The 22,891-nt window shown below is 30.8% G+C and carries 17 protein-coding genes and 2 pseudogenes; 13 read left to right on the top strand and 6 right to left on the bottom strand.

Features of this window, described 5'->3' with window-relative positions; translation table 11 throughout:
• Positions 1-144: 144 nt before the first annotated feature.
• Together MC378_RS09900 and gdhA are read right to left on the bottom strand one after the other, a co-directional pair.
• Positions 145-3,177, bottom strand: coding sequence for a PEP/pyruvate-binding domain-containing protein (locus MC378_RS09900; RefSeq protein WP_242178601.1), 3,033 nt, complete (start codon positions 3,175-3,177; stop codon positions 145-147).
• Positions 3,178-3,291: 114 nt separating this feature from the next.
• Positions 3,292-4,635, bottom strand: coding sequence for an NADP-specific glutamate dehydrogenase (gene gdhA / locus MC378_RS09895; RefSeq protein WP_242178600.1), 1,344 nt, complete (start codon positions 4,633-4,635; stop codon positions 3,292-3,294).
• 209 nt (positions 4,636-4,844) lie between these two features.
• Between gdhA and pheS the strand changes: the two genes are divergently transcribed.
• The 8 genes from pheS (at position 4,845) to MC378_RS09855 (ending at position 13,556) form a co-directional block, all read left to right on the top strand.
• Positions 4,845-5,864 (top strand): phenylalanine--tRNA ligase subunit alpha, encoded by a 1,020-nt coding sequence (gene pheS / locus MC378_RS09890; protein ID WP_242178599.1) that lies wholly within the window; start codon positions 4,845-4,847, stop codon positions 5,862-5,864.
• On the top strand, positions 5,864-6,127 hold the full coding sequence (locus tag MC378_RS09885; RefSeq protein ID WP_242178598.1) for a hypothetical protein: 264 nt from the start codon (positions 5,864-5,866) through the stop codon (positions 6,125-6,127). The genes pheS and MC378_RS09885 overlap by 1 nt, the downstream gene beginning before the upstream one ends.
• Before the next feature lie 173 nt (positions 6,128-6,300).
• A complete protein-coding gene (locus MC378_RS09880) occupies positions 6,301-6,804 on the top strand; it encodes a GbsR/MarR family transcriptional regulator (RefSeq protein ID WP_242178597.1) in 504 nt (167 codons plus the stop codon).
• An 11-nt stretch (positions 6,805-6,815) separates the two neighbouring features.
• A complete protein-coding gene (locus MC378_RS09875; protein WP_242178596.1) occupies positions 6,816-7,946 on the top strand; it encodes an efflux RND transporter periplasmic adaptor subunit in 1,131 nt (376 codons plus the stop codon).
• A gap of 21 nt (positions 7,947-7,967) precedes the next feature.
• Positions 7,968-11,111, top strand: a complete 3,144-nt coding sequence (locus MC378_RS09870; RefSeq protein WP_242178595.1) for an efflux RND transporter permease subunit — start codon at positions 7,968-7,970, stop codon at positions 11,109-11,111.
• A 4-nt stretch (positions 11,112-11,115) separates the two neighbouring features.
• Complete coding sequence (locus MC378_RS09865; RefSeq protein WP_242178651.1) at positions 11,116-12,543, top strand: efflux transporter outer membrane subunit; 1,428 nt, start codon at positions 11,116-11,118, stop codon at positions 12,541-12,543.
• Positions 12,544-12,554: 11 nt separating this feature from the next.
• Positions 12,555-13,151 (top strand): TetR/AcrR family transcriptional regulator, encoded by a 597-nt coding sequence (locus tag MC378_RS09860; protein ID WP_242178594.1) that lies wholly within the window; start codon positions 12,555-12,557, stop codon positions 13,149-13,151.
• 9 nt (positions 13,152-13,160) lie between these two features.
• Positions 13,161-13,556, top strand: a complete 396-nt coding sequence (locus MC378_RS09855; protein WP_242178593.1) for a hypothetical protein — start codon at positions 13,161-13,163, stop codon at positions 13,554-13,556.
• Positions 13,557-13,961: 405 nt separating this feature from the next.
• Here MC378_RS09855 and MC378_RS09850 read toward each other — a convergent pair whose 3' ends face one another.
• Positions 13,962-15,437, bottom strand: a complete 1,476-nt coding sequence (locus MC378_RS09850) for a Na+/H+ antiporter NhaC family protein (RefSeq protein WP_242178592.1) — start codon at positions 15,435-15,437, stop codon at positions 13,962-13,964.
• A 92-nt stretch (positions 15,438-15,529) separates the two neighbouring features.
• Here MC378_RS09850 and glpK point away from each other — a divergent pair.
• The 5 genes and pseudogenes from glpK to MC378_RS09830 all read left to right on the top strand — a co-directional run bounded on the left by glpK (position 15,530) and on the right by MC378_RS09830 (position 19,849).
• A pseudogene (glpK, locus tag MC378_RS09845) lies at positions 15,530-17,014 on the top strand (glycerol kinase GlpK).
• Between the two features lie 15 nt (positions 17,015-17,029).
• Positions 17,030-17,092, top strand: a pseudogene (locus MC378_RS15475) (hypothetical protein); the annotation flags it as partial.
• Positions 17,093-17,175: 83 nt separating this feature from the next.
• Positions 17,176-17,718, top strand: coding sequence for a pyridoxamine 5'-phosphate oxidase family protein (locus tag MC378_RS09840; protein ID WP_242178591.1), 543 nt, complete (start codon positions 17,176-17,178; stop codon positions 17,716-17,718).
• A gap of 5 nt (positions 17,719-17,723) precedes the next feature.
• The gene (locus tag MC378_RS09835) at positions 17,724-19,370 is read left to right on the top strand and encodes a glycerol-3-phosphate dehydrogenase/oxidase (protein ID WP_242178590.1); all 1,647 of its coding nucleotides are present in this window, start codon (positions 17,724-17,726) and stop codon (positions 19,368-19,370) included.
• A 143-nt stretch (positions 19,371-19,513) separates the two neighbouring features.
• On the top strand, positions 19,514-19,849 hold the full coding sequence (locus tag MC378_RS09830; protein WP_242178589.1) for a hypothetical protein: 336 nt from the start codon (positions 19,514-19,516) through the stop codon (positions 19,847-19,849).
• Between the two features lie 56 nt (positions 19,850-19,905).
• Here the strand turns inward: MC378_RS09830 and MC378_RS09825 are convergent, their stop codons facing one another.
• The 3 genes from MC378_RS09825 to MC378_RS09815 are packed head-to-tail and all read right to left on the bottom strand — an operon-like array spanning position 19,906 to position 22,874.
• Positions 19,906-21,171: an MFS transporter gene (locus MC378_RS09825; RefSeq protein WP_242178588.1), complete on the bottom strand. Its 1,266-nt coding sequence runs from the start codon at positions 21,169-21,171 to the stop codon at positions 19,906-19,908.
• Positions 21,172-21,175: 4 nt separating this feature from the next.
• Complete coding sequence (locus tag MC378_RS09820; protein ID WP_242178587.1) at positions 21,176-21,835, bottom strand: hypothetical protein; 660 nt, start codon at positions 21,833-21,835, stop codon at positions 21,176-21,178.
• 43 nt (positions 21,836-21,878) lie between these two features.
• Complete coding sequence (locus MC378_RS09815; RefSeq protein WP_242178586.1) at positions 21,879-22,874, bottom strand: NAD(P)H-dependent glycerol-3-phosphate dehydrogenase; 996 nt, start codon at positions 22,872-22,874, stop codon at positions 21,879-21,881.
• Positions 22,875-22,891 lie beyond the last annotated feature (17 nt).

The following is a 22,891-nucleotide window of genomic DNA, read 5'->3' as shown; positions in this document are numbered from 1 at the left end:
TCATAACAAAAATACATTTTTAAAATTGATTTTTAAACAACATCTTTCGTTGTATTTTTAAGATTTAACAAAAAAATAATCCTTTTTTACGAATATGAAATATATTTAAACGCTTAAGGGGTCTTTTTTATTAGACACATATTTTTACATAAATCCCTCAGGTGGCAACTCTTCATCTGTACTTTCTTCATTTACGTAAGTATCTTTCAATGAAATACCTGCTTTAAAAATTGCAGCTTTATTATTTGTACCATCCACAATAACTGTAAGTGGATTTTGAAAAGAAATGTGTCGTAAATAAGGATCTTCAAAAACAGCTTCTTGTTCATTTAAATAATCTACATCAAAAAAACCATCTTTTATAAATGGGTTTATGGTTAAATAGCCCACTTTAAAGGATGTTAAATTTTGAAAAAAATGTGTTCCTTGACTCGGGTCTATTCTAAAATCATTTAAACCCGATTCTACAATTATTTTTGCTGCAGAAATTTGAGACCAAAGTACTGGGATTCCTAACCAAGAATCGCTTGAGCCCCAACGTCCTGGGCCTACCAAAATATAAGGTTTGTCTGCATCAATAAATTTTTTATTAATGGCTTCTACTGCTTTTGCAATTTCTCTTGTATTAGCAGAATTAAATGTGTTGGGTTTTACATAAACAACATCGCAGATATTTTCATATTTTCCATTTCCTAAAGCAGATTCAGAATAAATTATAGTGTCTAAAATATCTAAATTTTTAGGCAATTTACACACCGTTTCTACACTTTCTATAATAGGTCTAATTTGTAAAAAACTAAATTCTTTTGGCTTTCCTGACGGAACATCTAACTTTACGGCAAACTCTATTTCTATGGGATTTCTCATTTCTCGTTGCCCAATTCGTAATAGTTCTTGTAAAATTTCTGGCAACGGAAAAGTGTTGTATTTTAAAATATTATCAAATGTAATTACACGAATTCCATCATGCATTACACCTGGTATAATCCTATTGTTTTGTAAATCGTAGGTTGATGCTACAAACTTTAAAGAACCATGTTTTTCTGCCCCTCTAATAGTTACCTTCTTTTTATTAATGGCTTCAGAAGTTGATGTTTGATAACTATCTGGATTAACATCTAGGCCATAAAAATATTGCTGTGTATCTCTTTGAGTTGAGCCCGGAGAAGATAATTGTAACACCTTTTTAGGGTGATAGGGCGAAAAACGCAAAGACTGCCCTCCTCCAACAATTAATTCTCCTAAACCTAAAGCAATATTAGCTATTCCTTCATTTGGTTTTTCTTCTCCAATCGGATAAAAATTAATAGAACGTGCAACTCCCGATATATTTGGATAATACACATCTTGGTATTGTTTACCAGTAATCTCTTGTAAAATTACCGCCATTTTATCTTCTTCTATTGTGTGTGATATTGCTTTTAAATAGGATTTACTATTTTCGAAAAAAGCAGAAGCAATAACAGATTTTACTGCATTAGAAACCATTTCAACCATTTTGTCTATGTCCGAATTTGGAAGCATATAGGTAGAAAAAACACCTGCAAATGGCTGATAATTAGAATCTTCTAACATACTTGATGAGCGTACTGCAACTGGACATTTTGTTGTTTTTAAAAATGCTCTAATATCTTCTAAAACCCATTTTGGAAGTTCTTTGGATATAAATTCTTTTAAAACTTCTTCATCATTATTGCATTTTGCTGCAAACTTAATTAGTTTATGTGTGTCTATAAATTGATCGTATACTTCTGTACTAATGACTACTGTTCTTGGGATTGAAATACTTACATTTTCGTATTTATTATATAAGTTGTTTCGTTTTAAAAAGGAATCTATAAAAGCCAAACCTCTTCCTTTTCCTCCTAAATTTCCTTCTCCAATTCTTGCAAAACCAACAAACTCATCATATTTATATTTGTTAAATTTTACAATTACACCTCTAGACCTATAAACTCTGTATAGTTTAATAGACCTAATTAAAAATTCTCGTATTTGTTCTACGTCTTCAAATTCTTCATATTCAACAGTGCTTAACAAATCTGCTAACGGAAAAAGTGCTCTTGATTTTACCCATTTAGAAAATTCGCTTCTTGTACCATGATACATTAAAGAGTCTTTAGTTACAATATGTAGTGCTTTTTGAAATTCGCTTAAATCTTTAGCAGTTGCTAAAACTTTCATTTGTACAGGGTCCCAAAATTCAAAATCGCCAAACGAAAAATACTTTATGATATAATTTTTTATATCTACTCCTAAAGTTTCAGAATGTTTGTATAAAAATTTCCCTTTTAATTCTAAAGCTCGTTTTTCGTTATCTGCATTTGAAGATTGAATTAAAAAAGGAAAATAACGCTTGTAATTTCTAACGTGTTTTAAAAATAAAAATCCTGCTTCTTCATTTCTAACACCATCTTTAAAATAATTAACATCAGATATAACACCTAATAAATTATCTCTATAGGTGTTAAATAAATCCATACCCTCTTCATAAGTTGTAGCCAATAAAATTTTTGGCCGCCCACGCATTAACAGCATTTTTCGATGCTCATTTAATCCTTCAGACATTAGCTCTTGTGTCTGCTTCAGAAGCTCTTTATATATTAATGGAATATATCTCGAATAAAATTTCAATGAATCTTCTATTAATAAAATAGCTTTAACACCAACGCTATTAATATCAACTTGAGCATTCATTCTGTCTTCCGTTAATTTTATAATTGCTAAAAATATGTCGGCATTTCCATTCCAATGAAATACAAAATCGATAATTCCTGTATTTCCTTTCTGTAGCTTGCTTCTTAATTGTGATGAGTGATGACTTAATGCTGCAATTGGTACATCTGGAAAAGCTTCTTTAATTTTTTTTGAGGTTTCAAAAGCCTTATAATTACCTATATCTAGCCATGTAATTACCATGTCTATTGTGTTTGTTTCCATCTTCTTAACAGCCCTTCTTGCAGAATTTGCATGTAAAAAAGTTGGTGGATGTCTTAAATTTAAAGAAGTGTATTCATTAAAAATTCGTTCCTCAATTCTACCATCTTCTTCAAGCATATAAAAATCATAATTAGAACAAACAATTAATATCTGATGAATTCTTTTTTTCATTAACTTATCGAAAGTAACTTCTTTAAAAGCGTATGATTTTAAGTTGGCTATTATATTTTCTTTCATATTTGTTCCTTTTGTTATTGACACACAATATATAAATTTTAGTTTCTAAACTATTTAAAAATAAAAAAAGCGCATCAAAAATGATGCGCTTTTACATATTATTAAAATTTTTATTTACACAACTCCTTGATCTAACATAGCATCTGCAACTTTTACAAAACCAGCAACATTTGCTCCTTTTACATAATCTACATAACCATTTGCTTGTGTTCCGTATTCAACACATGAAGCATGAATATCGTTCATTATTTGATGTAACTTAGTATCTACCTCTTCTCTAGTCCAATTGTAACGTAAAGAATTTTGACTCATTTCTAAACCAGAAGTTGCAACACCACCAGCATTTGATGCTTTTCCAGGAGAAAACAATATTTTTGCTTCTTGAAAAGCAGTAATTGCTTCTGGTGTAGAAGGCATATTTGCTCCTTCTGCAACACAAATACAACCATTTGTAATTAATATTTTCGCTTCATCTCCATTTAGTTCATTTTGAGTTGCACAAGGTAAAGCTACATCACATTTAGTAGACCAAGGTCTTTCTCCTGCGAAAAATTTTGCTTTTGGATATTTTTCTACATATTCATTAATTCTACCTCTACGAACATTTTTAATATCCATTATGTATGCTAACTTTTCAGCATCAATTCCGTCTATATCATATATATATCCAGAAGAATCAGACATTGTAACTACTTTAGCTCCTAATTCGGTAGCTTTTTGTGTAGCATATTGTGCAACATTACCTGAACCAGATACGGCAACTGTTTTTCCCTCAAAAGAATCTTCTTTGGTTTTTAACATATTTTGTGCAAAATATACATCACCATAACCCGTCGCTTCTGGTCTAATTAAAGATCCTCCCCAACTTGCACCTTTTCCTGTTAAAACACCTACAAACTCGTTGCGTAATTTTTTATATTGACCAAACATAAATCCAATTTCTCTACCTCCTACACCGATATCACCTGCAGGAACATCTGTATTTGCTCCAATATGACGAAATAATTCTGACATAAAGGCTTGACAAAATGCCATTACTTCTCTGTCTGATTTTCCTTTTGGATTAAAGTCTGATCCTCCTTTTCCTCCACCCATTGGTAAAGTTGTTAAAGAATTTTTAAACACTTGTTCAAAACCTAAAAATTTTAAAATTGATAAGTTTACTGATGGATGAAAACGCAAACCTCCTTTATATGGGCCTATTGCAGAATTAAACTCTACTCTATAACCTCTATTTATTTGTGTTTCTCCACTATCATCTACCCATGGCACACGGAACATTAATGTTCTTTCTGGCTCTACCATTCTCTCTAATAATTTTTTCCCTTGATATTTAGAGTTTTTTTCAATAAACGGAATTACTGTTTCTGCAACTTCATGTACAGCTTGTAAAAATTCAGGTTCATTAGAATTACGTTCTTTTACGTAATTCATAAAAGCGTTTATTTTAGATTCCATAATTTTCATGTGCTTTTTATGGTATTAATAAAAATTTAAAGTGACAAAGATAGCTAATTTTCAATCTGATTAAATTTAAAATTAAATTTATATTAATTCTAAAACCCCTTGTTTTCAATCGATTTCGTAGTGTGAATTGCAATAGTTTTAAAATCCGTAATAAAACTCTTGAAAAAAATGTAAATTTGTACTCTAATCTAGAATGAATAATGTTAGATAAAGTTAAAGAATTGATTGGTGATGTAGAAGCTTTTAAAGCAACTACTAAAGAAGAAATTGAAGTTTTTAGAATCAAATACTTAGGAAGCAAAGGTGTGTTAAAAGACCTTTTTGCTGAGTTTAAAAATGTTGACGCAGCTATGCGTAAAGATTTTGGACAAGCCTTAAATAATTTAAAAAAATCTGCAGAAGGAAAAGTTACTGCTCTGAATGAATCTTTAGAAAATGCTGTTGAAGATAAAGGGTTTTATGGAGATTTGTCTAGACCTTCTGAACCTATTGAATTAGGCTCTCGTCATCCAATTTCATTGGTCAAAAATCAAATTATTGAAGTTTTTAATAGAATAGGTTTTACCGTTTCTGAAGGCCCAGAGATAGAAGACGATTGGCATAATTTTACTGCTTTGAACTTGCCAGAATATCATCCTGCAAGAGATATGCAAGACACCTTCTTCATAGAACAAGATCCTGATATTTTATTACGTACTCACACATCTTCTGTGCAAGTGCGTTATATGGAAAATAATACACCACCTATAAGAACAATTTCTCCGGGAAGAGTTTTTAGAAATGAAGATATTTCTGCGCGTGCACATTGTATTTTTCATCAAGTCGAAGGTTTATATATTGATACAGATGTATCTTTTGCCGATTTAAAACAAACCCTTTTATACTTTACTAAAGAAATGTTTGGGAAATCTAAAATACGTTTACGTCCTTCTTATTTCCCTTTTACAGAGCCAAGTGCAGAGGTAGATATTTATTGGGGTTTAGAAACCGAAACTGATTACAGAATTACCAAAGGTACTGGTTGGTTAGAAATTATGGGTTGTGGTATGGTAGATCCTAATGTATTAAAAAATGCAAATATTGATCCTACAAAATACTCTGGATACGCTTTTGGAATGGGTATAGAACGTATTGCCATGTTGTTATATCAAATACCAGACATTCGAATGTTTTATGAAAATGACAAACGTTTCTTAGAACAATTTAAATCGGTATTATAATGAACTACTTTTCACAATTTTGGGACGAAAATAGAGATGATAAATATGCAGATTGGGGAACTTCTACTTGGTTTTTTGAAACCAACGATTCAGACGAGGTTTTAAAACAAATTACTGTTTATAAAAACGGAAAAGTAACTAAATATAATGCAGCTAATTTAGAGGATGAATTTGGTAGTTTGTGTGATGGTACATTAACTATTGATGAGTGTGATGGAGATCTTATCTCTAAAAAAGAGTTTTATAAAATATGGGAAGTTTAACACAAAAACACACACCCTAAAGTATTTAAAGCCGATAATTCTATCGGTTTTTTTTATTTAACATTTTTTATGTTCTTTTTGTTCGGTTTGTTCCGAACTATTAATATATTTGCAAAAAAATTACTGTTTCAATTCGTTTCAAAAATAGAAACAGTCATATAAAAACAAAAAAAATGAAAGATAATATTTGTAAAGAAAAAATGGCTTTAGTAGAAAAACTAGGTGTTCATTTAGAAAACAGAGAACAGTTGGCACCTGTTGCTGCTCGTATTTTATCTTATATAATTCTTACCGGAAAAAAAGGGGCAACTTTTGAAGATATGGTAAATATTCTTTGCGCAAGTAAAAGTACAATATCTACGCACCTTAATCATTTGCAAGATTTAAACAAGATTCAATATTTCACTAAAACTGGAGATCGTAAAAAATATTTTATAATTAATACGAATACCATTATTCAACACATTAATAAATTGACAAAACATTGGAAAGAAGAACGAGAACTACATCTAGAAATTAAAAACTATAAAGAGAAAATAAATAATAATAAAATTGAAAATGAAGAAGAAAAATTCGATTTAAACTTTCATAACGATTACATTGAATTTATAAACGGAGCTTCAGCTTCTATAGAAAAATTAAAATCAAAATTAAACAACGATAAAATTAGTATTTAAATATTTATAAAATGAAAAACAACAAATTATATATTCTATTATCGCTAAGCCTCTTTTTAGCTGTTATAAGTTGTAATAACAAACAAGAATCACTTCAAAAACCACAAGCTCCTCCTCAAGCTTTTCCAACAGCACAAATACAATTAAAAACTGTAACAGATTATAAAGAATACCCTACAAACATTGAAGGAATAGTAAACAGTGATGTAAGAGCAAAGGTATCAGGATACATTCAAAAAGTAATGGTTGATGAGGGCCAAAAAGTACGTAAAGGTCAAACCCTTTTTAAACTAGAAACACAATCCTTAAGTCAAGATGCTGGGGCTGCTAAAGCTCGTATTAATGTGGCACAGGTAGAAGTAGAGAAACTAATTCCACTTGTAGAAAAAAACATAATAAGTCCCGTGCAATTAGAAACTGCAAAAGCAAACTTAGCACAAGCAAAAGCAAATTATAGTAGTATTTCTGCAAATATTGGTTACGCAACTATTAAAAGTCCTGTTGATGGCTTTGTTGGTGCTATTAATTTTAGAGAAGGTGCTTTGATTAGCCCTACAAATACAATGCCCTTAACAACAGTAAGTAATACTAGTAAGGTATATGCTTTTTTTAGTTTAAATGAAAGTCAGTATTTAGACTTTTTACAAAATGCAAAAGGTAAAAACCTAAAAGAAAAATTAGCAAATTATCCTGCAGTAAACTTAATGCTAGCTAACGGAAATATGTATTCTGAAAAAGGAAAAATTGAAACCAGTACAGGACAAATTAATAAAAGTACCGGAACAGTAAGTTTACGTGCTGTTTTTAATAACCAAAATCAGTTATTATCTAATGGTAATAGTGGTAAAATTCAAATTCCAATAGTTTATGAAAATGTAATTGTTATCCCACAACAGGCTACTTACGAGCAACAAGGAAATATTATGTTGTTTAAATTAGGTGATAATAACAAGGTTACAACATCAATTATTAAAGTAAAAGCAACTATAGGAAATCTTTATGTTGTAGCATCTGGGGTCAATTTAAAAGATAAAATTATAACATCTGGGGTTAGTAAATTAAGAAATGGTATGACTATTTCTCCTAAAGAGATCTCTTTTGATGAAGCCATCAAACCAATAACAACATTATTTAAAAACTAATAACTAACAAATATATTAGGCATGTTAAAAACATTTATTGAAAGACCCGTTCTTTCAACAGTAATCTCCATTATCATCGTTATATTAGGAGTTATAAGCATTACTGGTTTACCTATAGAAGAGTATCCAGATATTGCGCCACCAACAATTAAAGTAAGGGCATCTTATGCAGGTGCAAATGCAGAAACTGTTTTAGAGAGTGTAATTATTCCTATAGAAGAGCAAATTAATGGGGTAGAAGGAATGACCTACATAACCTCTACTGCTTCTAATAATGGAACTGCTGAAATTACAGTGTATTTTAATCAAGAAATTGATGCAGATATTGCTGCGGTTAACGTTCAAAACCGTGTTTCAAGAGCAAACCCTTTATTACCTAAAGAAGTTATTCAAACAGGGGTTACAACACAAAAGCAAGAAACTAGTGCTTTAATGTTTATATCTATGTATTCTGAAAGTGACAATTATGATGCAACTTTTATTCAGAATTATTTAAAAATTAATGTTATTCCTGCTATGCAACGTATTAGTGGGGTTGGAGATGTGAGTGTATTCTCTCAACAAGATTATGCAATGCGAATTTGGTTAAAACCAGAAAAACTAGCAGCTTATAATTTAATTCCTTCTGATATTTCTGCGGCTTTGGCTGAACAAAATTTAGAAGCTGCGGCTGGTTCTTTAGGCGAAAATAATGGTGAAGCTTTTTCTTACACATTAACATATAGTGGTCGTTTTAAAAATGAAAGTCAATATGGTGATATTGTGATAAAAGCATTAGGAAACGGACAGTTTCTTAGACTTAACGATATAGCAACGATAGAACTTGATGCACAATCATACTCTGCTAATGCGATGAGTAAGGGAAACCCTGCTGTATTTATGGGTATTTTCCAAACAAAGGGTTCTAACGCAAAAGAAATTATAGAAAACATTAAAGTAACCTTAGAATCGGTTAAAAAAGATCTTCCAGAAGGATTAGACATTTTTGTCCCTTATGACACAAGTTTGTTTTTAAATGCTTCTATAGAAAAAGTAATTAGTACTTTATTAGAAGCCTTTTTATTGGTGTTTTTAGTGGTGTTTATCTTCTTACAAGATTTTCGTTCTACATTAATTCCGGCAATTGCTGTACCGGTTTCTATTATTGGTACCTTCTTTTTCTTAAGTGTTTTTGGATATTCTATTAACTTACTAACACTATTTGCATTAGTGCTCGCCATTGGTATTGTGGTAGATGATGCTATTGTGGTCGTAGAAGCTGTGCATGCTAAATTAGATGAAGGAGAAAAGAATCCTAAAAAGGCTACACTTACAGCAATGAATGAAATATCTGGAGCAATTATATCAATTACATTGGTAATGGCTGCAGTATTTATTCCGGTAACCTTTATTTCTGGTCCAACGGGTGTTTTTTATGAGCAGTTTGGTGTCACTTTAATTATTGCAATTCTTATTTCTGCAGTAAATGCATTAACCTTAAGTCCTGCATTATGTGCCTTATTACTAAAACCTCATAAAGAGGATGAAGAACTAAAAGGAAAAGGACCTTTAAAACGATTTTACACCTTGTTTAACCGTGGGTTTAATGCAACTGTAGAACGCTACGGAAAATCACTTCAGTTTTTATACAAAAGAAAATTTGTCTCTGTAATATTATTAATTATTGCAGGGGCTGGTATTTATTGGGCTTCACAAACAACACCAACAGGTTTTGTCCCTAATGAAGATAGAGGTATTCTTTTTGCTAATATTGAATTGCCTGCTGGTGCATCTTTAGACAGAACAGATGGAGTTGCAAGAGATTTATACAGTAAAATAAATGGTATTGAGGGTATTGTAGCCGTTAATATGATTAAAGGTAGAAGTTTAATTAGTGGGTCTGGTAGTAACTATGGTTTTGGAATTATAAAATTAGCAGATTGGGAAGATCGTAAAGATCCATCTTTATCGGTACAAGCTATTACTGGAAAATTATTCGGTATTGCAGCAACCATACCAGAGGCAAATATTATTTTCTTCTCGCCACCAAGTATTCGTGGTTTTGGTAATTCTGCCGGATTTGAAGTGAATTTGTTAGACAAATTTGGAGGAGATTTTAAAGATTTAGACAAAGCAAATAAAGAGTTTGCAATGGCTTTAATGAGTCACCCAGAAATTAAATATGCACAATCTTCTTTCAGCACCAATTATCCTCAATATGAAATGGAAATTAACGTGCCTCTAGCCAAAGAAAAAGGAGTACCTGTTAACAGTATCTTCTCTACCTTACAAGGTTATATTGGTGGGATCTATGCTTCTGATTTTTCTAAATTCGGAAAACAGTTTAGAGTTTATATCCAGGCTTTACCAGATGATAGAGCAAGTGTAGATGATTTAAATAGCATGTATGTAAGAACAAATTCTGGTGAAATGACACCAATTACACAGTTTGTAAACTTAAAACGTGTCTATGGTCCACAATCGGTAACGCGTTTCAACTTATTTAATTCTACCACCATTACTGGTGCTACAAATGATGGCTTTAGTACTGGTGATGCTATTAGAGTTATTGAAGAGGAAGTTGCCAAATTACCAAGTAATTATACCGTTGCTTATTCTGGTTTAACTAGAGAAGAGGTAAATGCAAGTAATCAAACCACATTTATTTTTATATTAAGTATTCTATTTGTCTACTTCTTATTAAGTGCACAATATGAAAGTTATTTATTACCATTTGCAGTAGTGTTTTCTATTCCTTTTGGTGTATTTGGTGCCTATATAAGCACAAAGTTTTTTGGATTAGAAAATAATATTTATTTCCAAATTGCCTTAATAATGCTTATTGGTCTGCTCGCAAAAAACGCCATCTTAATTGTAGAATTCGCACTTCAAAGACGTAAAAATGGAGAAACAATTGTAGAGGCTGCTATACATGGGGCAAAAGCACGTTTACGTCCAATTTTAATGACCTCTTTTGCCTTTATTTTAGGATTGATGCCATTGGTGTTAGCTAAAGGTGTTGGGGCAGCTGGAAACAATTCTATTGGTACAGGTGCTGCAGGAGGAATGCTTATCGGAACAATTTTAGGAGTCTTTGTAATTCCTATTCTATTTATTTTATTTCAATGGTTACAAGAAAAAGTTTCTAGTAAACCAGTAGTTATCGCACAACAAAATGAAGAATAATCATATGATTTCAATTATAAAAAATAAAAACCTTCAAAAAGGTCTCGTTTTAACTGTAATGGTTTTTACATTACAAAGTTGTTTTGTGGCTAAAGAGTATACAAGACCAGAACTAAAAATAACAGATCATTTATACAGAACAGATCATTTGCCATCGGATAGTATTTCTATGGCAGATGTGTCTTGGAAAACATTATTTACAGACACATATTTAAATCAATATATAGAAGAAGGTCTTCAAAATAATATCGATATTAGAATTGCTATTCAACAAATAATTGCCGCAGAAGCCTATTTAAAACAAGGAAAATCGGGTTATTTACCAACTCTAAACGCAACAGGTTCTGCTAGTAGATCTTATATTTCTAATAACGGGCAACAAGGCGCTCTTTTAAGTAGTTTGGGAACCGATCATATTGATCAATTTGAAGTCTCTGGTGCTCTTTCTTGGGAAGCTGATATTTGGGGGAAAATAAGAAGTAATAAACGTGCTTTTGCTGCAAGTTATTTACAAAGTGTTGCTGCACATCAAGCAGTAAAAACACAATTAATTTCTAGTATTGCTACTACTTATTATCAACTTTTAGCATTAGATTCTCAATTAGAAATTACCCAAAAAACTATTGAAGCTAGAAAAAACAGTGTAAAAACTATTAAAGCATTAAAAGAGGCTGGGTTAACAAACCAAGTGGCTGTAGATCAAAATATTGCTCAATACAATAGTGCAAAAGCTTTAGAGGTAGATATAGAAACTGCAATTTTTAAAACAGAAAACACATTAAGTATCTTGTTAGGAAAATCACCTCAACATTTTAAGAGAGGTAGCTTAACAAACCAAAAAATAGAAACAGAATTAAAACTAGGTGTTCCTGCTACTTTATTAAGTAATAGACCAGATGTTATGGCGGCAGAATATCAATTAATTCAGTCTTTTGAATTAACAAATGTTGCTAAAAGTAATTTTTACCCTTCATTAACTTTAACGGCTTCTTCTGGATTACAAAGTTTAAATTTTGATAATTTATTTAATGGAAATTCGTTCTTTGCAAATTTAGCCGGAGGTATTACTCAACCTATTTTAAATGGTAGAAAAATAAAAACACAATACGAAGTTGCAAAAGCACAACAAGAACAAGCGCTTTTAAACTTTAAAAAATCATTATTAACAGCTGGAAGCGAAGTCTCTAATGCATTATTTGCTTATAATTCTGAAACTAAAAAATATACTTTTAGATTAAATGAAGTAGAAGCTTTGCGTAAAGCAGAACAAAATTCTAACGAATTACTTAAAAATGGTTATGCTACTTATTTAGATTTATTAACTGCCAGACAAAGTGCTTTAAATGCAGAATTAAACATCATTGACAGCAAATTACAACAGTTATTAACTATTGTAAACTTATATGAAGCTTTAGGTGGAGGCTTACAATAATTATTTTTAAAATGGTTAGTAAGCAAGAACTTTTAGAGTGTTCTATTACAAACTTTATCAAGTTTGGAAGCAAGCGTTTTTCTATGAATCAACTTGCTTCTGAACTTGGTATTTCTAAAAAAACCATATACAAACACTTTAAAAACAAAGACGAACTCATATCTAAAGGAGTTCGTTTTATTCTTGATAAATTTTTACACGAAGTAGATAAAATTCTAAAAACCACAAAAGACCCTATTCAAAGAATTATCCTAATTCAAAAAAAAACCTTTCTATATTTAAACTATTTTCAACCAGCTTTTTTATTCGGAATTAAAAAGTATTATCAAAATGCAGATACGGTTTTAAAAAGTTTTAAAGATAATTTTATAGAAGATCACTTAAAACCTCTACTAGAAGAGGCTATAGAAAAAGAGTATCTTTGCAAAGATTTAAATTCAGATTTGTTTTGCTATTTGTATTTTACAAATCTCAAAAACTTAATTTTTGAACCTAAAAATCTTTTTGATGTTTATAGTGTAGATCTCGTTTTTGAACATCTAATTGTAAACACTCTAAGAGGTTTTATCACCCCAAAATACAAAGATGCCAACAAATTATTTTCTTAGTTATTTTTTATGAAAAAAGATATTATAATTCCAGAAGTTACCCATGTAGAAATGGCTATTGTTTATGAATTTAATGATGTTTATAATACAAACGATTGGAACGTTTATATTATCAACAACAAAAAAGTTGATTTAGAAATGATGGTTATTGTTTCTCAAGGTTTTTCTGATACAAAAACAACTTCTTTGTTACGTAAAAAATTAGACAAACTTCCTGCAAATTCTTTTGCTAAGATCGAGTTTATGCAACCAGAATTATTCAAATTAAACAATCGTTTTCAGGTTACTTTTTTTGAAGGAAATACATTACACGAAAAAACATTTCTCTTCAATAAAGACACGGTTAAAGAAGGCGCTTTACGCATGATTCCTGAACTAAAAAAACGTGGAATTTTAGCAAGTTAGTCATTACCAACAATCAAAGAGGAAAGCAATTTCTTTATTAAACATCCTTTCAACTCTAATTTATAACAGATCCTTCTAAATTCAATAACAATTCATTACAATCTAACGCAAATCAATCAAGATTAACCAAAATGTAAGCTCACTTTAACACATTGTAACTGCAATAAACCAAAATGTAAGCTCGCTTTAATACAATGTAACTGCAATAAATTAAAATGCAAGCCCTCTTAAACACATTGTAACCGTAATAAATCAAAATGTAAGCCCACTTAAACACATTGCAACTGCAATAAATCAAAATGCAAGCTAACTCAAGCACAAAGCAACCCTGCTTAACTACTAAGTAAATAAATTTTGTAAAACACCTTCCTTAATAAAGTAAAAAGCAACTTTACAGTGGGTAAATTATCCTAAGAATCCAATAATCAAATACAAAACAGTCGTAATAACACCACCAACCAATGCGTAAGGTAACTGTGTTTTTACATGATCTATATGATCACTAGCAGAAGCCATAGAAGATATAATAGAAGTATCAGAAATTGGCGAACAATGATCACCAAAAATACCTCCTCCTAGGGTAGCAGCAACCACAATAGTTACGTCTGCTCCATGAATATTTGCCATAGGTACAGAAATTGCTAACATAATAGCAAAGGTTCCCCAAGAAGTTCCTGTAGAAAAAGCAATAAAAGAACTAATTATAAACACAACTGCAGGTAATAATTCGGGAGATAACCAATCTTTAGTAACATTTGCAACATAAACTCCTGTTTCTAATTCTTTACAAGCATCACCAATGGCAAATGCCAACAACATTAATAAGGCTAATGGCATTAACTCGCTAATTCCTTTTAAGGTTAAATTAACAGCTTCTTTTGGCTTCATAATTCCTTGTATAAAGTACATAACCATAGCAACCAATAATGCTGTAATTACAGCATATAAAACAGAAGAAGAACCAGAACCTTGTCCTATAGCCTCTGAAGCATGATTAAAAAAGGATGTTGCATTTTCTACAGAATTCCAACCCGTATAAATCAAATTTATAGGCATCATTAAAACCATTACCAAAAGCGGTACAATCATATTATAGGCTTTCGCTTTAATACCTTCTTTTGGTGGAAATGAAGTAACCGCATCAGAAACCATTGGTTTAGAACCAGGATTCATCAACTCTCCTGTTTCTTTCGTTCTTTTTTCGGCTTTTTTCATTGGGCCAAAATCCTTTTTCGTAAAAATTACAATAAAAACAATTGCAATAGCTATCAATGGATAAAAATTATATTTAATAGAGCTCATCATCATAGAAAATGGTCTTTCTATTCCTTGAGTTAACAAAAGTCCCATTATAAAAGCTCCCCAAGCATTAAAGGGAATTAAAATAGAAGAAGGTGCAGAACTAGAATCTGCTATATAAGCAAGTTTTTCACGCGGAATCCCTAATTTATCAAAAATTGGACGATATAAAGTACCTACAGTTAAAGAGCTAATACTGGTTTCTACAAATAATAACAAACCTGTTATGGTTGCTAAAAACTGAACCATTACTCTACTATAACCTGATTTTTTTTCTTCAAGTTTTACCAGTTTTTTATTTAAAATATTAATAAACCCTTCTACTCCTCTAGAATATTGAATAAAAATTAACAACGCCCCCACCAAAGCACTAAACATGATAGTTCTAGTATTTCCTTGAGATTGAAAAACGTTTACCATCCCTTCAATCATTGCCAATGTACCGTCTAACGGATTCCATCCTTTAATAATTAACCAAGAAAACCAAATTCCAAATAACAAAGCAATGTATACTTGCTTTGTTCTTAATGCTAAAATAATTGCAACAATTGGTGGTATTACTGATAAAAATCCATACTCCATAAAAAGAAAATTTAATTTGCCTAAAGGTAACAATTTATCAATATTATATTAGTCTTATTTTGTAAATTGCTTTTCTATACGCTTTTTATGCTATGACAAAACAATATATTATTGCCTTAGATCAAGGAACCACAAGTTCTAGAGCTGTAGTTGTAGATCAAAAAGGCGAAATTATTTCAATTGAACAACAAGAGTTACAACAAATTTTTCCTAAACCTGGTTGGGTAGAACACAATGCCGAAGAAATTTTAGAAGCACAATTATTCGTTTTTAAAAATGTAATAAAAAAGGCAAAAATACGTCCATCAGAAATTATTGGTTTAGGAATTACAAATCAAAGAGAAACTACTGTTGTTTGGAATAAAATTACAGGAAAACCCATTTACAATGCCATTGTATGGCAAGATAAAAGAACGGCAGATATTTGCGAAAACCTCAAGCAAAAAGGCTTAGAAAACCATATAAAACAAACTACGGGTTTAGTAATTGATGCTTATTTTTCTGGTACAAAAATTCATTGGATTTTAGAAAATGTAGAAAACGCAAAAGAAGAAGCTACAAAAGGAAACCTACTTTTTGGAACCATCGATTCTTGGTTATTATGGAATTTAACCGATAAAAAAATCCATGCCACAGATTACAGCAATGCTTCAAGAACAATGCTTTTTGATATTAAAAACTTGTGCTGGGATACCAAAATTTTATCCGCATTAAACATTCCAAAGTCAATGTTACCAGAAGTAAAACCTTCCTCTTATCATTTTGGTGATTTTATCTTAGACGGATGTAAAATTCCAATTGCAGGAATTGCTGGCGATCAACAAGCAGCTCTTTTTGGACAAGCTTGTTTTAAAAAAGGAGAAGCAAAAAACACATACGGAACAGGTTGCTTTTTATTGATGAATACAGGAACAGAACTTCAGTTTTCTAAAAATGGTTTACTAACTACAATTGCATGGGGAATTAACAACAAAGTATATTATGCTTTAGAAGGAAGTGTTTTTGTTGCAGGAGCAGCCATACAATGGTTAAGAGATGGATTAGAAATTATAAAATCGGCAGAAGAAAGCGAGTTTTTTGCACAAGAAGTTGCAGAAGAAAACCCTGTAATTGTAGTGCCAGCTTTTGCTGGTTTAGGCGCTCCTTATTGGGATATGTATGCAAGAGGTGCTATTTTTGGTTTAACACGAGATACAGGCAAAAATCACTTAATAAAAGCCACATTACAATCATTAGCATATCAAACTAAAGACTTATTACTTGCCATGCAAAATGATGCATAAATCCCTTTAACTTCTTTAAAGGTTGATGGAGGAGCAAGCGCAAATAACTTACTAATGCAATTTCAAGCAGACATTTTAAACACAGTAGTTGAACGTCCAAAGATTACCGAAACTACCATTATGGGGGCAGCTTATTTAGCAGGAATTTGCGTAGGTTTATGGAAACAAGAAGATATTTTATCACACAGAAAAATAGATCAAGAGTTTTTACCAAATTTTACAGCCGAAAAAAGAGAGCGTTTGTATAAAAAATGGCTAAAAGCCGTAGAACGTTCTAAAAATTGGATTGATTAATTTCTTTAAAAATCTAACTTTATACAAGTTCATAAATCGTTTGTCATTAATAAAAATAAAATCAATTATATTGAGTGAAATTTGGTAATTATTAATTCAAATAAAATACCTTTAGATCAGAAATATAAGAAAGCTTTTCTTGAATTTTTTAACTCGTAATTATGTCTAAATTTTACACAAAAATCACCTCTAGGCTTCAAAAGTTTATCGAAGCTCAAAAAATATTCTTTGTAGCAACGGCACCCAATTCTGGTAGAATTAACTTATCTCCTAAAGGTATGGATTCTTTTAGAGTGATAAACGAAAACCGTGTTTTATGGTTAAATGTAACTGGTAGTGGTAATGAAACCGCAGCTCATTTATTAGAAAACGATAGAATTACCATGATGTTTTGTGCTTTTGAGGGCGCTCCAAATATCTTGCGTTTGTACGGAAAAGGAACAGAGCTTAAAGAAGGAGATGCTTCTTGGGATGCTTTAATCACCTTGTTTCCAGAAACACCAGGAACACGTCAAATATTTGATATTGCTATTGAATCTGCTCAAACTTCTTGTGGAATGTCAATTCCGTTTTTCGATTATAAAGGAGAAAGAAACGAACTGAATGATTGGGCAACAGAACAAGGTAAAGAAGGCATCAAAAATTACTGGGAAAACAAAAATCAAACAAGTATTGATGGTTTACCAACTCATATTTTAGATTAAAAAACATGAACAAATTTTCATATTTCAAAAGAGAAAACATCACCAAAGAATTAAAAGAAACAGCGTTTGATTTGTTAATAATTGGCGGTGGAATAACAGGTGCAGGAATAGCTTTAGACGCAGCTTCAAGAGGTATGAAAGTTGCTTTAATAGAAAAAAACGACTTTGCTTCTGGTACAAGTAGTAAATCCACAAAACTAATTCATGGGGGGTTGCGTTACCTAAAACAATTCGATTTTTGGTTGGTTAAAGAAGTAGGTACAGAACGCGCCATTGTACATGACTTGGCTCCGCATTTAGTAATTCCAGAAAAAATGATTTTACCCTTAATTGATGGTGGAACCTATGGATCTTGGTTAACTTCAATTGGCTTAAAAGTCTATGATATTTTGGCTTCTGTAGAGGGTGAAGATAAACGTAAAATGCTCACCAAAAAAGAAGCCTTAAAAAAAGAACCTTTACTACCTAAAAAGATTTTAAATGGCGCTGGTTATTATGCAGAATACAGAACAGATGATGCACGTTTGACCATCGAGGTTTTAAAAACAGCTTTAAATTACGATGCAAAAATTATGAATTATACAGAAGCAACCCAATTTATTTATAAAGATGACAGGGTTGTTGGCGCCAAAGTAAAAGACGGGTTTTCTAATGAAAATTACGATATTAAAGCCAAATATGTAGTAAATGCTTGTGGACCCTGGGTAGATGAATTACGACAGTTAAATCACTCTAAAACAGGCAAACGTTTACATTTAACAAAAGGAGTTCATTTGGTTGTTGCTCATGAAAAATTACCGGTACAACAATCTGTCTATTTCGATATTCCCGATGGAAGAATGATGTTTGCCATTCCGCGTGGAAAAGTTACCTATTTTGGAACTACAGACACCAATTATCAAAAAGATAAAAACAATGTTGAGGTAAATTTAATAGATGCAACTTACCTAATCTCTGCAGTTAATAATATGTTTCCTGATATAAATATTTCATTAGATGATATACAATCTTCTTGGGCTGGTTTACGTCCTTTAATTCATGAAGAAGGAAAATCGGCTTCAGAATTGTCTAGAAAAGATGAAATTTTTGTTTCTGATACAGAATTGATTTCTATTGCTGGAGGAAAATTAACCGGTTACAGAAAAATGGCAGAACGTATTGTAGACTTAGTAAGTAAAAAATACAAACGTAGATTTGACAAAGAATTTAGTGAAATTAAAACCAAAAAAATAGTGCTTTCTGGAGGAGAATTTAAAAACTCTAGCGAAGTACAAAGTTATACAGACGCCATTTACAATAGAATTTCAGAAGTAGATTTCGATCAAAAAGATGCAGAATATTTGGTGCATAATTATGGAAAACAAACTGATATTATCTTAAAAAAGTTTGATGAATTGATGGATGAAAATCAGCAAGAAAAAATGATAAAAGCAGAAGTTTGGTTTACCATAAATTACGAAATGACTTGTACGCCTACCGATTTTTTTATGCGTAGAACTGGACGCTTATTTTTTGACAAACCAAGTGTAGATTTGTACAAAGAATATGTAATACAATTATTTGAAAATCAACTAAATTACGATGAGGTTACCCAACAAAAAAATAGAGAGGAATTAAATAAAAAATTAACATCAATTGTAACATTCAATTAAAAAATAATATATATTTGATATACCTATTTTTAATCTTAAGGCTTATGAAAATATAGTTCGTTTTACTTCAACAAAAAGCAGTTTCTTTTAGGGAAAAAGAATAGCTACTATATTTAATAAAAAATAACCTTAAAATAAAAATAATGAAAACAATTTATACTGTAGCATTCGTGCTATTTATTTCTGCATCTCTTTCTTTCACTTCAAAAACAGTTGTAAAAGAAAACACATTAACAGCAACTTTTAAAGAAGTTACAGAAGAAGATTACTATAAATTTATTGACAATAATAAAAAAGAAATTTTATTCTATGATATTAATGAAGAAATAGAAATTAGCTTATATGAAGACGAATTCATTGGAAAAAAATTCTCTATAACTTGGGTAGAAAAAGAAATAGAAATAACAGATGATGAAGGGGAATTAACAGGAGAAAAAAAGAAAGTAAAATCTATCACTAAACTTAAATTAATAGAATAATTTAAGCTTATTTTAAATAGTACAAACCGTTTTCTAAATTTTTGAAAACGGTTTTTTTATTCGTTTTCATGAGCTTCTAAATCTTTTGTCAAATCTAATTTTCTTAATGTTGGGTTTACAACACCTGTAGATATAACCGTAATTAATGTCATTGTTCCTCCAAAAACAACAGCTGTTACTGTTCCCATTAATTTAGCTGTTATACCACTTTCAAAAGCTCCTAATTCATTTGAAGAACCAACAAACATTGAGTTTACAGATGCAACTCTACCCCTCATATTATCTGGAGTTTTTAATTGTAAAATTGTTTGTCTGATTACCATAGAAACACCATCAGTAACTCCACTAAAGAAAAGAGCAATAAGAGAAATCCAAAAAATTGTAGAAAGTCCAAAGACTATAATACACAAACCAAAACCAAAAATGGCTATTAATAGTTTCATTCCTGCGTTCTTACTTATAGGAATATATGCAGTTATTAACATTGTTAAAAAGGCACCTACTGCAGGAGCAGCTCTTAATGCACCAAATCCTTCTGGACCAACTTTTAAAATGTCTTGAGCATAAATTGGCAACAAAGCTATTGCGCCTCCAAAAAGCACAGAAATCATATCTAAGGTTATTGCACCAAGTATTGCTTTTGTTTTACGTACAAACAGAATTCCTTCTTTTAAACTTTGCATAACCGGTTCTCCAATTTTGGGATTTAAAATTGGTTTTCTTTTGATAAAAAATATTAATAATAATGATAAAGAGACCAAACCAAAAACAACACATAAAGACCAATGAACACCAATCCACGCAATTGTAAACCCCGCAAAAGCAGGACCAAGAACAGATGCCATTTGCCATGTAGAACTACTCCAAGTTGCAGCATTAGGGTAAAGTTTTTTAGGAACAATTAATGCAATTAAAGAAAAAATTGTCGGTCCAAAAAAAGAACGTAAAAATCCACCAAAAAACACCAAAGCATAAATAGAATAAAGAACTGCTTTTTGAGACCAACCTTCAATAAAACTAGGAAGTGTTAAAAAGAATAAACCTAAACTAATTAATGAAAAAGCAGCTGTAATTAACGCAAATAAATTTCTTTTTTCTTTTTGATCTACAATATGACCTGCAAATAAAGCCATAGAAACGGCCGGAATAACCTCCATTAAACCTATAATGCCTAAAGATAGTGGGTTTTTAGTAATACTATATACTTGCCATTCTACAATAATAAACTGCATAGACCACCCAAAAACCAGAAAAAAACGAACTAGCAAAAAAAGATTAAATTCTTTAATTCTTAAAGCCGCATAAGGATCTTTTTTAGCCATCTTATTAGCTTAATTTCATATCCATTAAAATAGAAAAAGTTTGATTAATATCTTTTTCTTTTACCACAATTGTCATTTCATTTGTGGTAGAAATAATTTCTTGTAAAGGAATATCTGCCCAAGCCAATTGCTTTAAAATAAAGTAATATATACCTGATTGTTCTGTGTTTTCTTTAGGTAACTTTATAGTAATAGAAGCCAAATCTAGCACATTAGAAATCAAAATCTCTTGCTCAAAAATTTCTTGAACAAAAGGTTGTAAATTTTTACTGGTTACTATATTTGTTTCAAAAATACCTTGTGAAACTGTTAAAAAATAATCTGAATTTTCAGATGATTTTGTTAAAATTTTTGCAATTTCTTTTAATAAAGAAGGAGTATTTTTAAAAGTAAAATCACATAAATCTGAACGCACAATAACATCTCCTAAATCTAACGCTAGTTTTTTTATGTTTTTTCTAATACGTAATTCACTTGCTGGAGAAAGTCTATTAATTGCCATCATAACTGCACCAACTTTTACATCTTTCTTTAAAACAGCAGAAACTTCAGGTAAAATAATTCTTGCTAAAGAAGAAACGTTTATCAATTTTTCATGCAAAGCTTCTTCTATAAAAGGAGTTTTTCTAATGGTACTTTCTACAACTTCTTGTATTGTTTTCATCTCTTTTGTTTAATAAAACATAATAATGTTCAAAATTAAACAATTAATCTAGTTTATTTGTCAGTTTTTTAAATTCTTTTTTAGCATCTTTATTATTGTATAAAACATTAAAAACAGCATCTATAATAGGTGTATTAGCACCATTTTCTTCTTTCATCTTAAAGGCGCTTTTTGTTGCATAATACCCTTCTGCAATCATACTCATTTCCATTTGTGCAGATTTTACCGTATAACCTTTACCAATCATGTTTCCAAACTGTCTATTTCTACTAAAAAGCGAATAACCAGTAACTAACAAATCTCCCAAATATGCAGAATTATTAATGTTCCGTTTCATTTTATGAACTTTTTTTATAAAACGTTTCATTTCTCTAATTCCATTACTCATTAACACCGCTTGAAAATTATCTCCATATCCCAAACCATGGGCAATACCAGCAGCAACCGCATAAATATTTTTTAACATAGATGCATATTCTGCACCAATAATATCATCAGAAATTTTAGTTTTTATATACCAACTTTTTAAAGACTTGCTCATTAATTTAGCATTCTCTTGATTTTGACAAGCAATGGTTAGGTAAGATAAGCGCTCCATAGCAACCTCTTCTGCATGACAAGGACCTGTAATTACACCAATATTTTCAAGAGGAACATCATAATTTTTATGAAAGTGCTCGCCGACAATCAATCCTGTTTCTGGAACAATTCCTTTTATCGCAGAAAAAATTATTTTTCCTTTTAAAGGTTTTGTTAATTTCTCTAATTCACTTACTAAAAAAGCAGAAGGAATTGCAAAAATTAAAATATCATACTTAGCAACAATTTTATTGATATCTTTTGTTAAGTCTAATTGAGTAGGATTAAATTCTGCAGAACTTAAATATTTGGGGTTATGATGATTGCGTTTTATATGATCTATTGCAGCAGCATTTCTCATATACCAGCCAACAGTATTAAGGTTTTCTGTTAACATTTTTACAATAGCTGTAGCCCAACTTCCACCACCTAAAACGGCTATTTTTGGTTGTTCATTCATAATTTTTCTATTTATAC

The organism is Polaribacter marinus (assembly GCF_022662535.1).
Taxonomy (GTDB): Bacteria; Bacteroidota; Bacteroidia; order Flavobacteriales; family Flavobacteriaceae; genus Polaribacter; species Polaribacter marinus.
The sequence above is the reverse complement of the archived record's forward strand: the minus strand, read 5'-3'. Positions and strand labels throughout refer to the sequence as shown.

What these genes read in the sequence shown, in the direction of transcription:
- MC378_RS09850 (WP_242178592.1), bottom strand. Translation starts at nt 15,437, where the DNA reads ATGGAGTATGGATTTTTATCAGTAATACCACCAATTGTTGCAATTATT.
- MC378_RS09900 (WP_242178601.1), bottom strand. Translation starts at nt 3,177, where the DNA reads ATGAAAGAAAATATAATAGCCAACTTAAAATCATACGCTTTTAAAGAA.
- gdhA (WP_242178600.1), bottom strand. Translation starts at nt 4,635, where the DNA reads ATGGAATCTAAAATAAACGCTTTTATGAATTACGTAAAAGAACGTAAT.
- MC378_RS09870 (WP_242178595.1), top strand. Translation starts at nt 7,968, where the DNA reads ATGTTAAAAACATTTATTGAAAGACCCGTTCTTTCAACAGTAATCTCC.
- MC378_RS09840 (WP_242178591.1), top strand. Translation starts at nt 17,176, where the DNA reads ATGTCTAAATTTTACACAAAAATCACCTCTAGGCTTCAAAAGTTTATC.
- pheS (WP_242178599.1), top strand. Translation starts at nt 4,845, where the DNA reads ATGTTAGATAAAGTTAAAGAATTGATTGGTGATGTAGAAGCTTTTAAA.
- MC378_RS09880 (WP_242178597.1), top strand. Translation starts at nt 6,301, where the DNA reads ATGAAAGATAATATTTGTAAAGAAAAAATGGCTTTAGTAGAAAAACTA.
- MC378_RS09865 (WP_242178651.1), top strand. Translation starts at nt 11,116, where the DNA reads ATGATTTCAATTATAAAAAATAAAAACCTTCAAAAAGGTCTCGTTTTA.
- MC378_RS09825 (WP_242178588.1), bottom strand. Translation starts at nt 21,171, where the DNA reads ATGGCTAAAAAAGATCCTTATGCGGCTTTAAGAATTAAAGAATTTAAT.
- MC378_RS09835 (WP_242178590.1), top strand. Translation starts at nt 17,724, where the DNA reads ATGAACAAATTTTCATATTTCAAAAGAGAAAACATCACCAAAGAATTA.
- MC378_RS09815 (WP_242178586.1), bottom strand. Translation starts at nt 22,874, where the DNA reads ATGAATGAACAACCAAAAATAGCCGTTTTAGGTGGTGGAAGTTGGGCT.
- MC378_RS09875 (WP_242178596.1), top strand. Translation starts at nt 6,816, where the DNA reads ATGAAAAACAACAAATTATATATTCTATTATCGCTAAGCCTCTTTTTA.
- MC378_RS09830 (WP_242178589.1), top strand. Translation starts at nt 19,514, where the DNA reads ATGAAAACAATTTATACTGTAGCATTCGTGCTATTTATTTCTGCATCT.
- MC378_RS09860 (WP_242178594.1), top strand. Translation starts at nt 12,555, where the DNA reads ATGGTTAGTAAGCAAGAACTTTTAGAGTGTTCTATTACAAACTTTATC.
- MC378_RS09820 (WP_242178587.1), bottom strand. Translation starts at nt 21,835, where the DNA reads ATGAAAACAATACAAGAAGTTGTAGAAAGTACCATTAGAAAAACTCCT.
- MC378_RS09855 (WP_242178593.1), top strand. Translation starts at nt 13,161, where the DNA reads ATGAAAAAAGATATTATAATTCCAGAAGTTACCCATGTAGAAATGGCT.
- MC378_RS09885 (WP_242178598.1), top strand. Translation starts at nt 5,864, where the DNA reads ATGAACTACTTTTCACAATTTTGGGACGAAAATAGAGATGATAAATAT.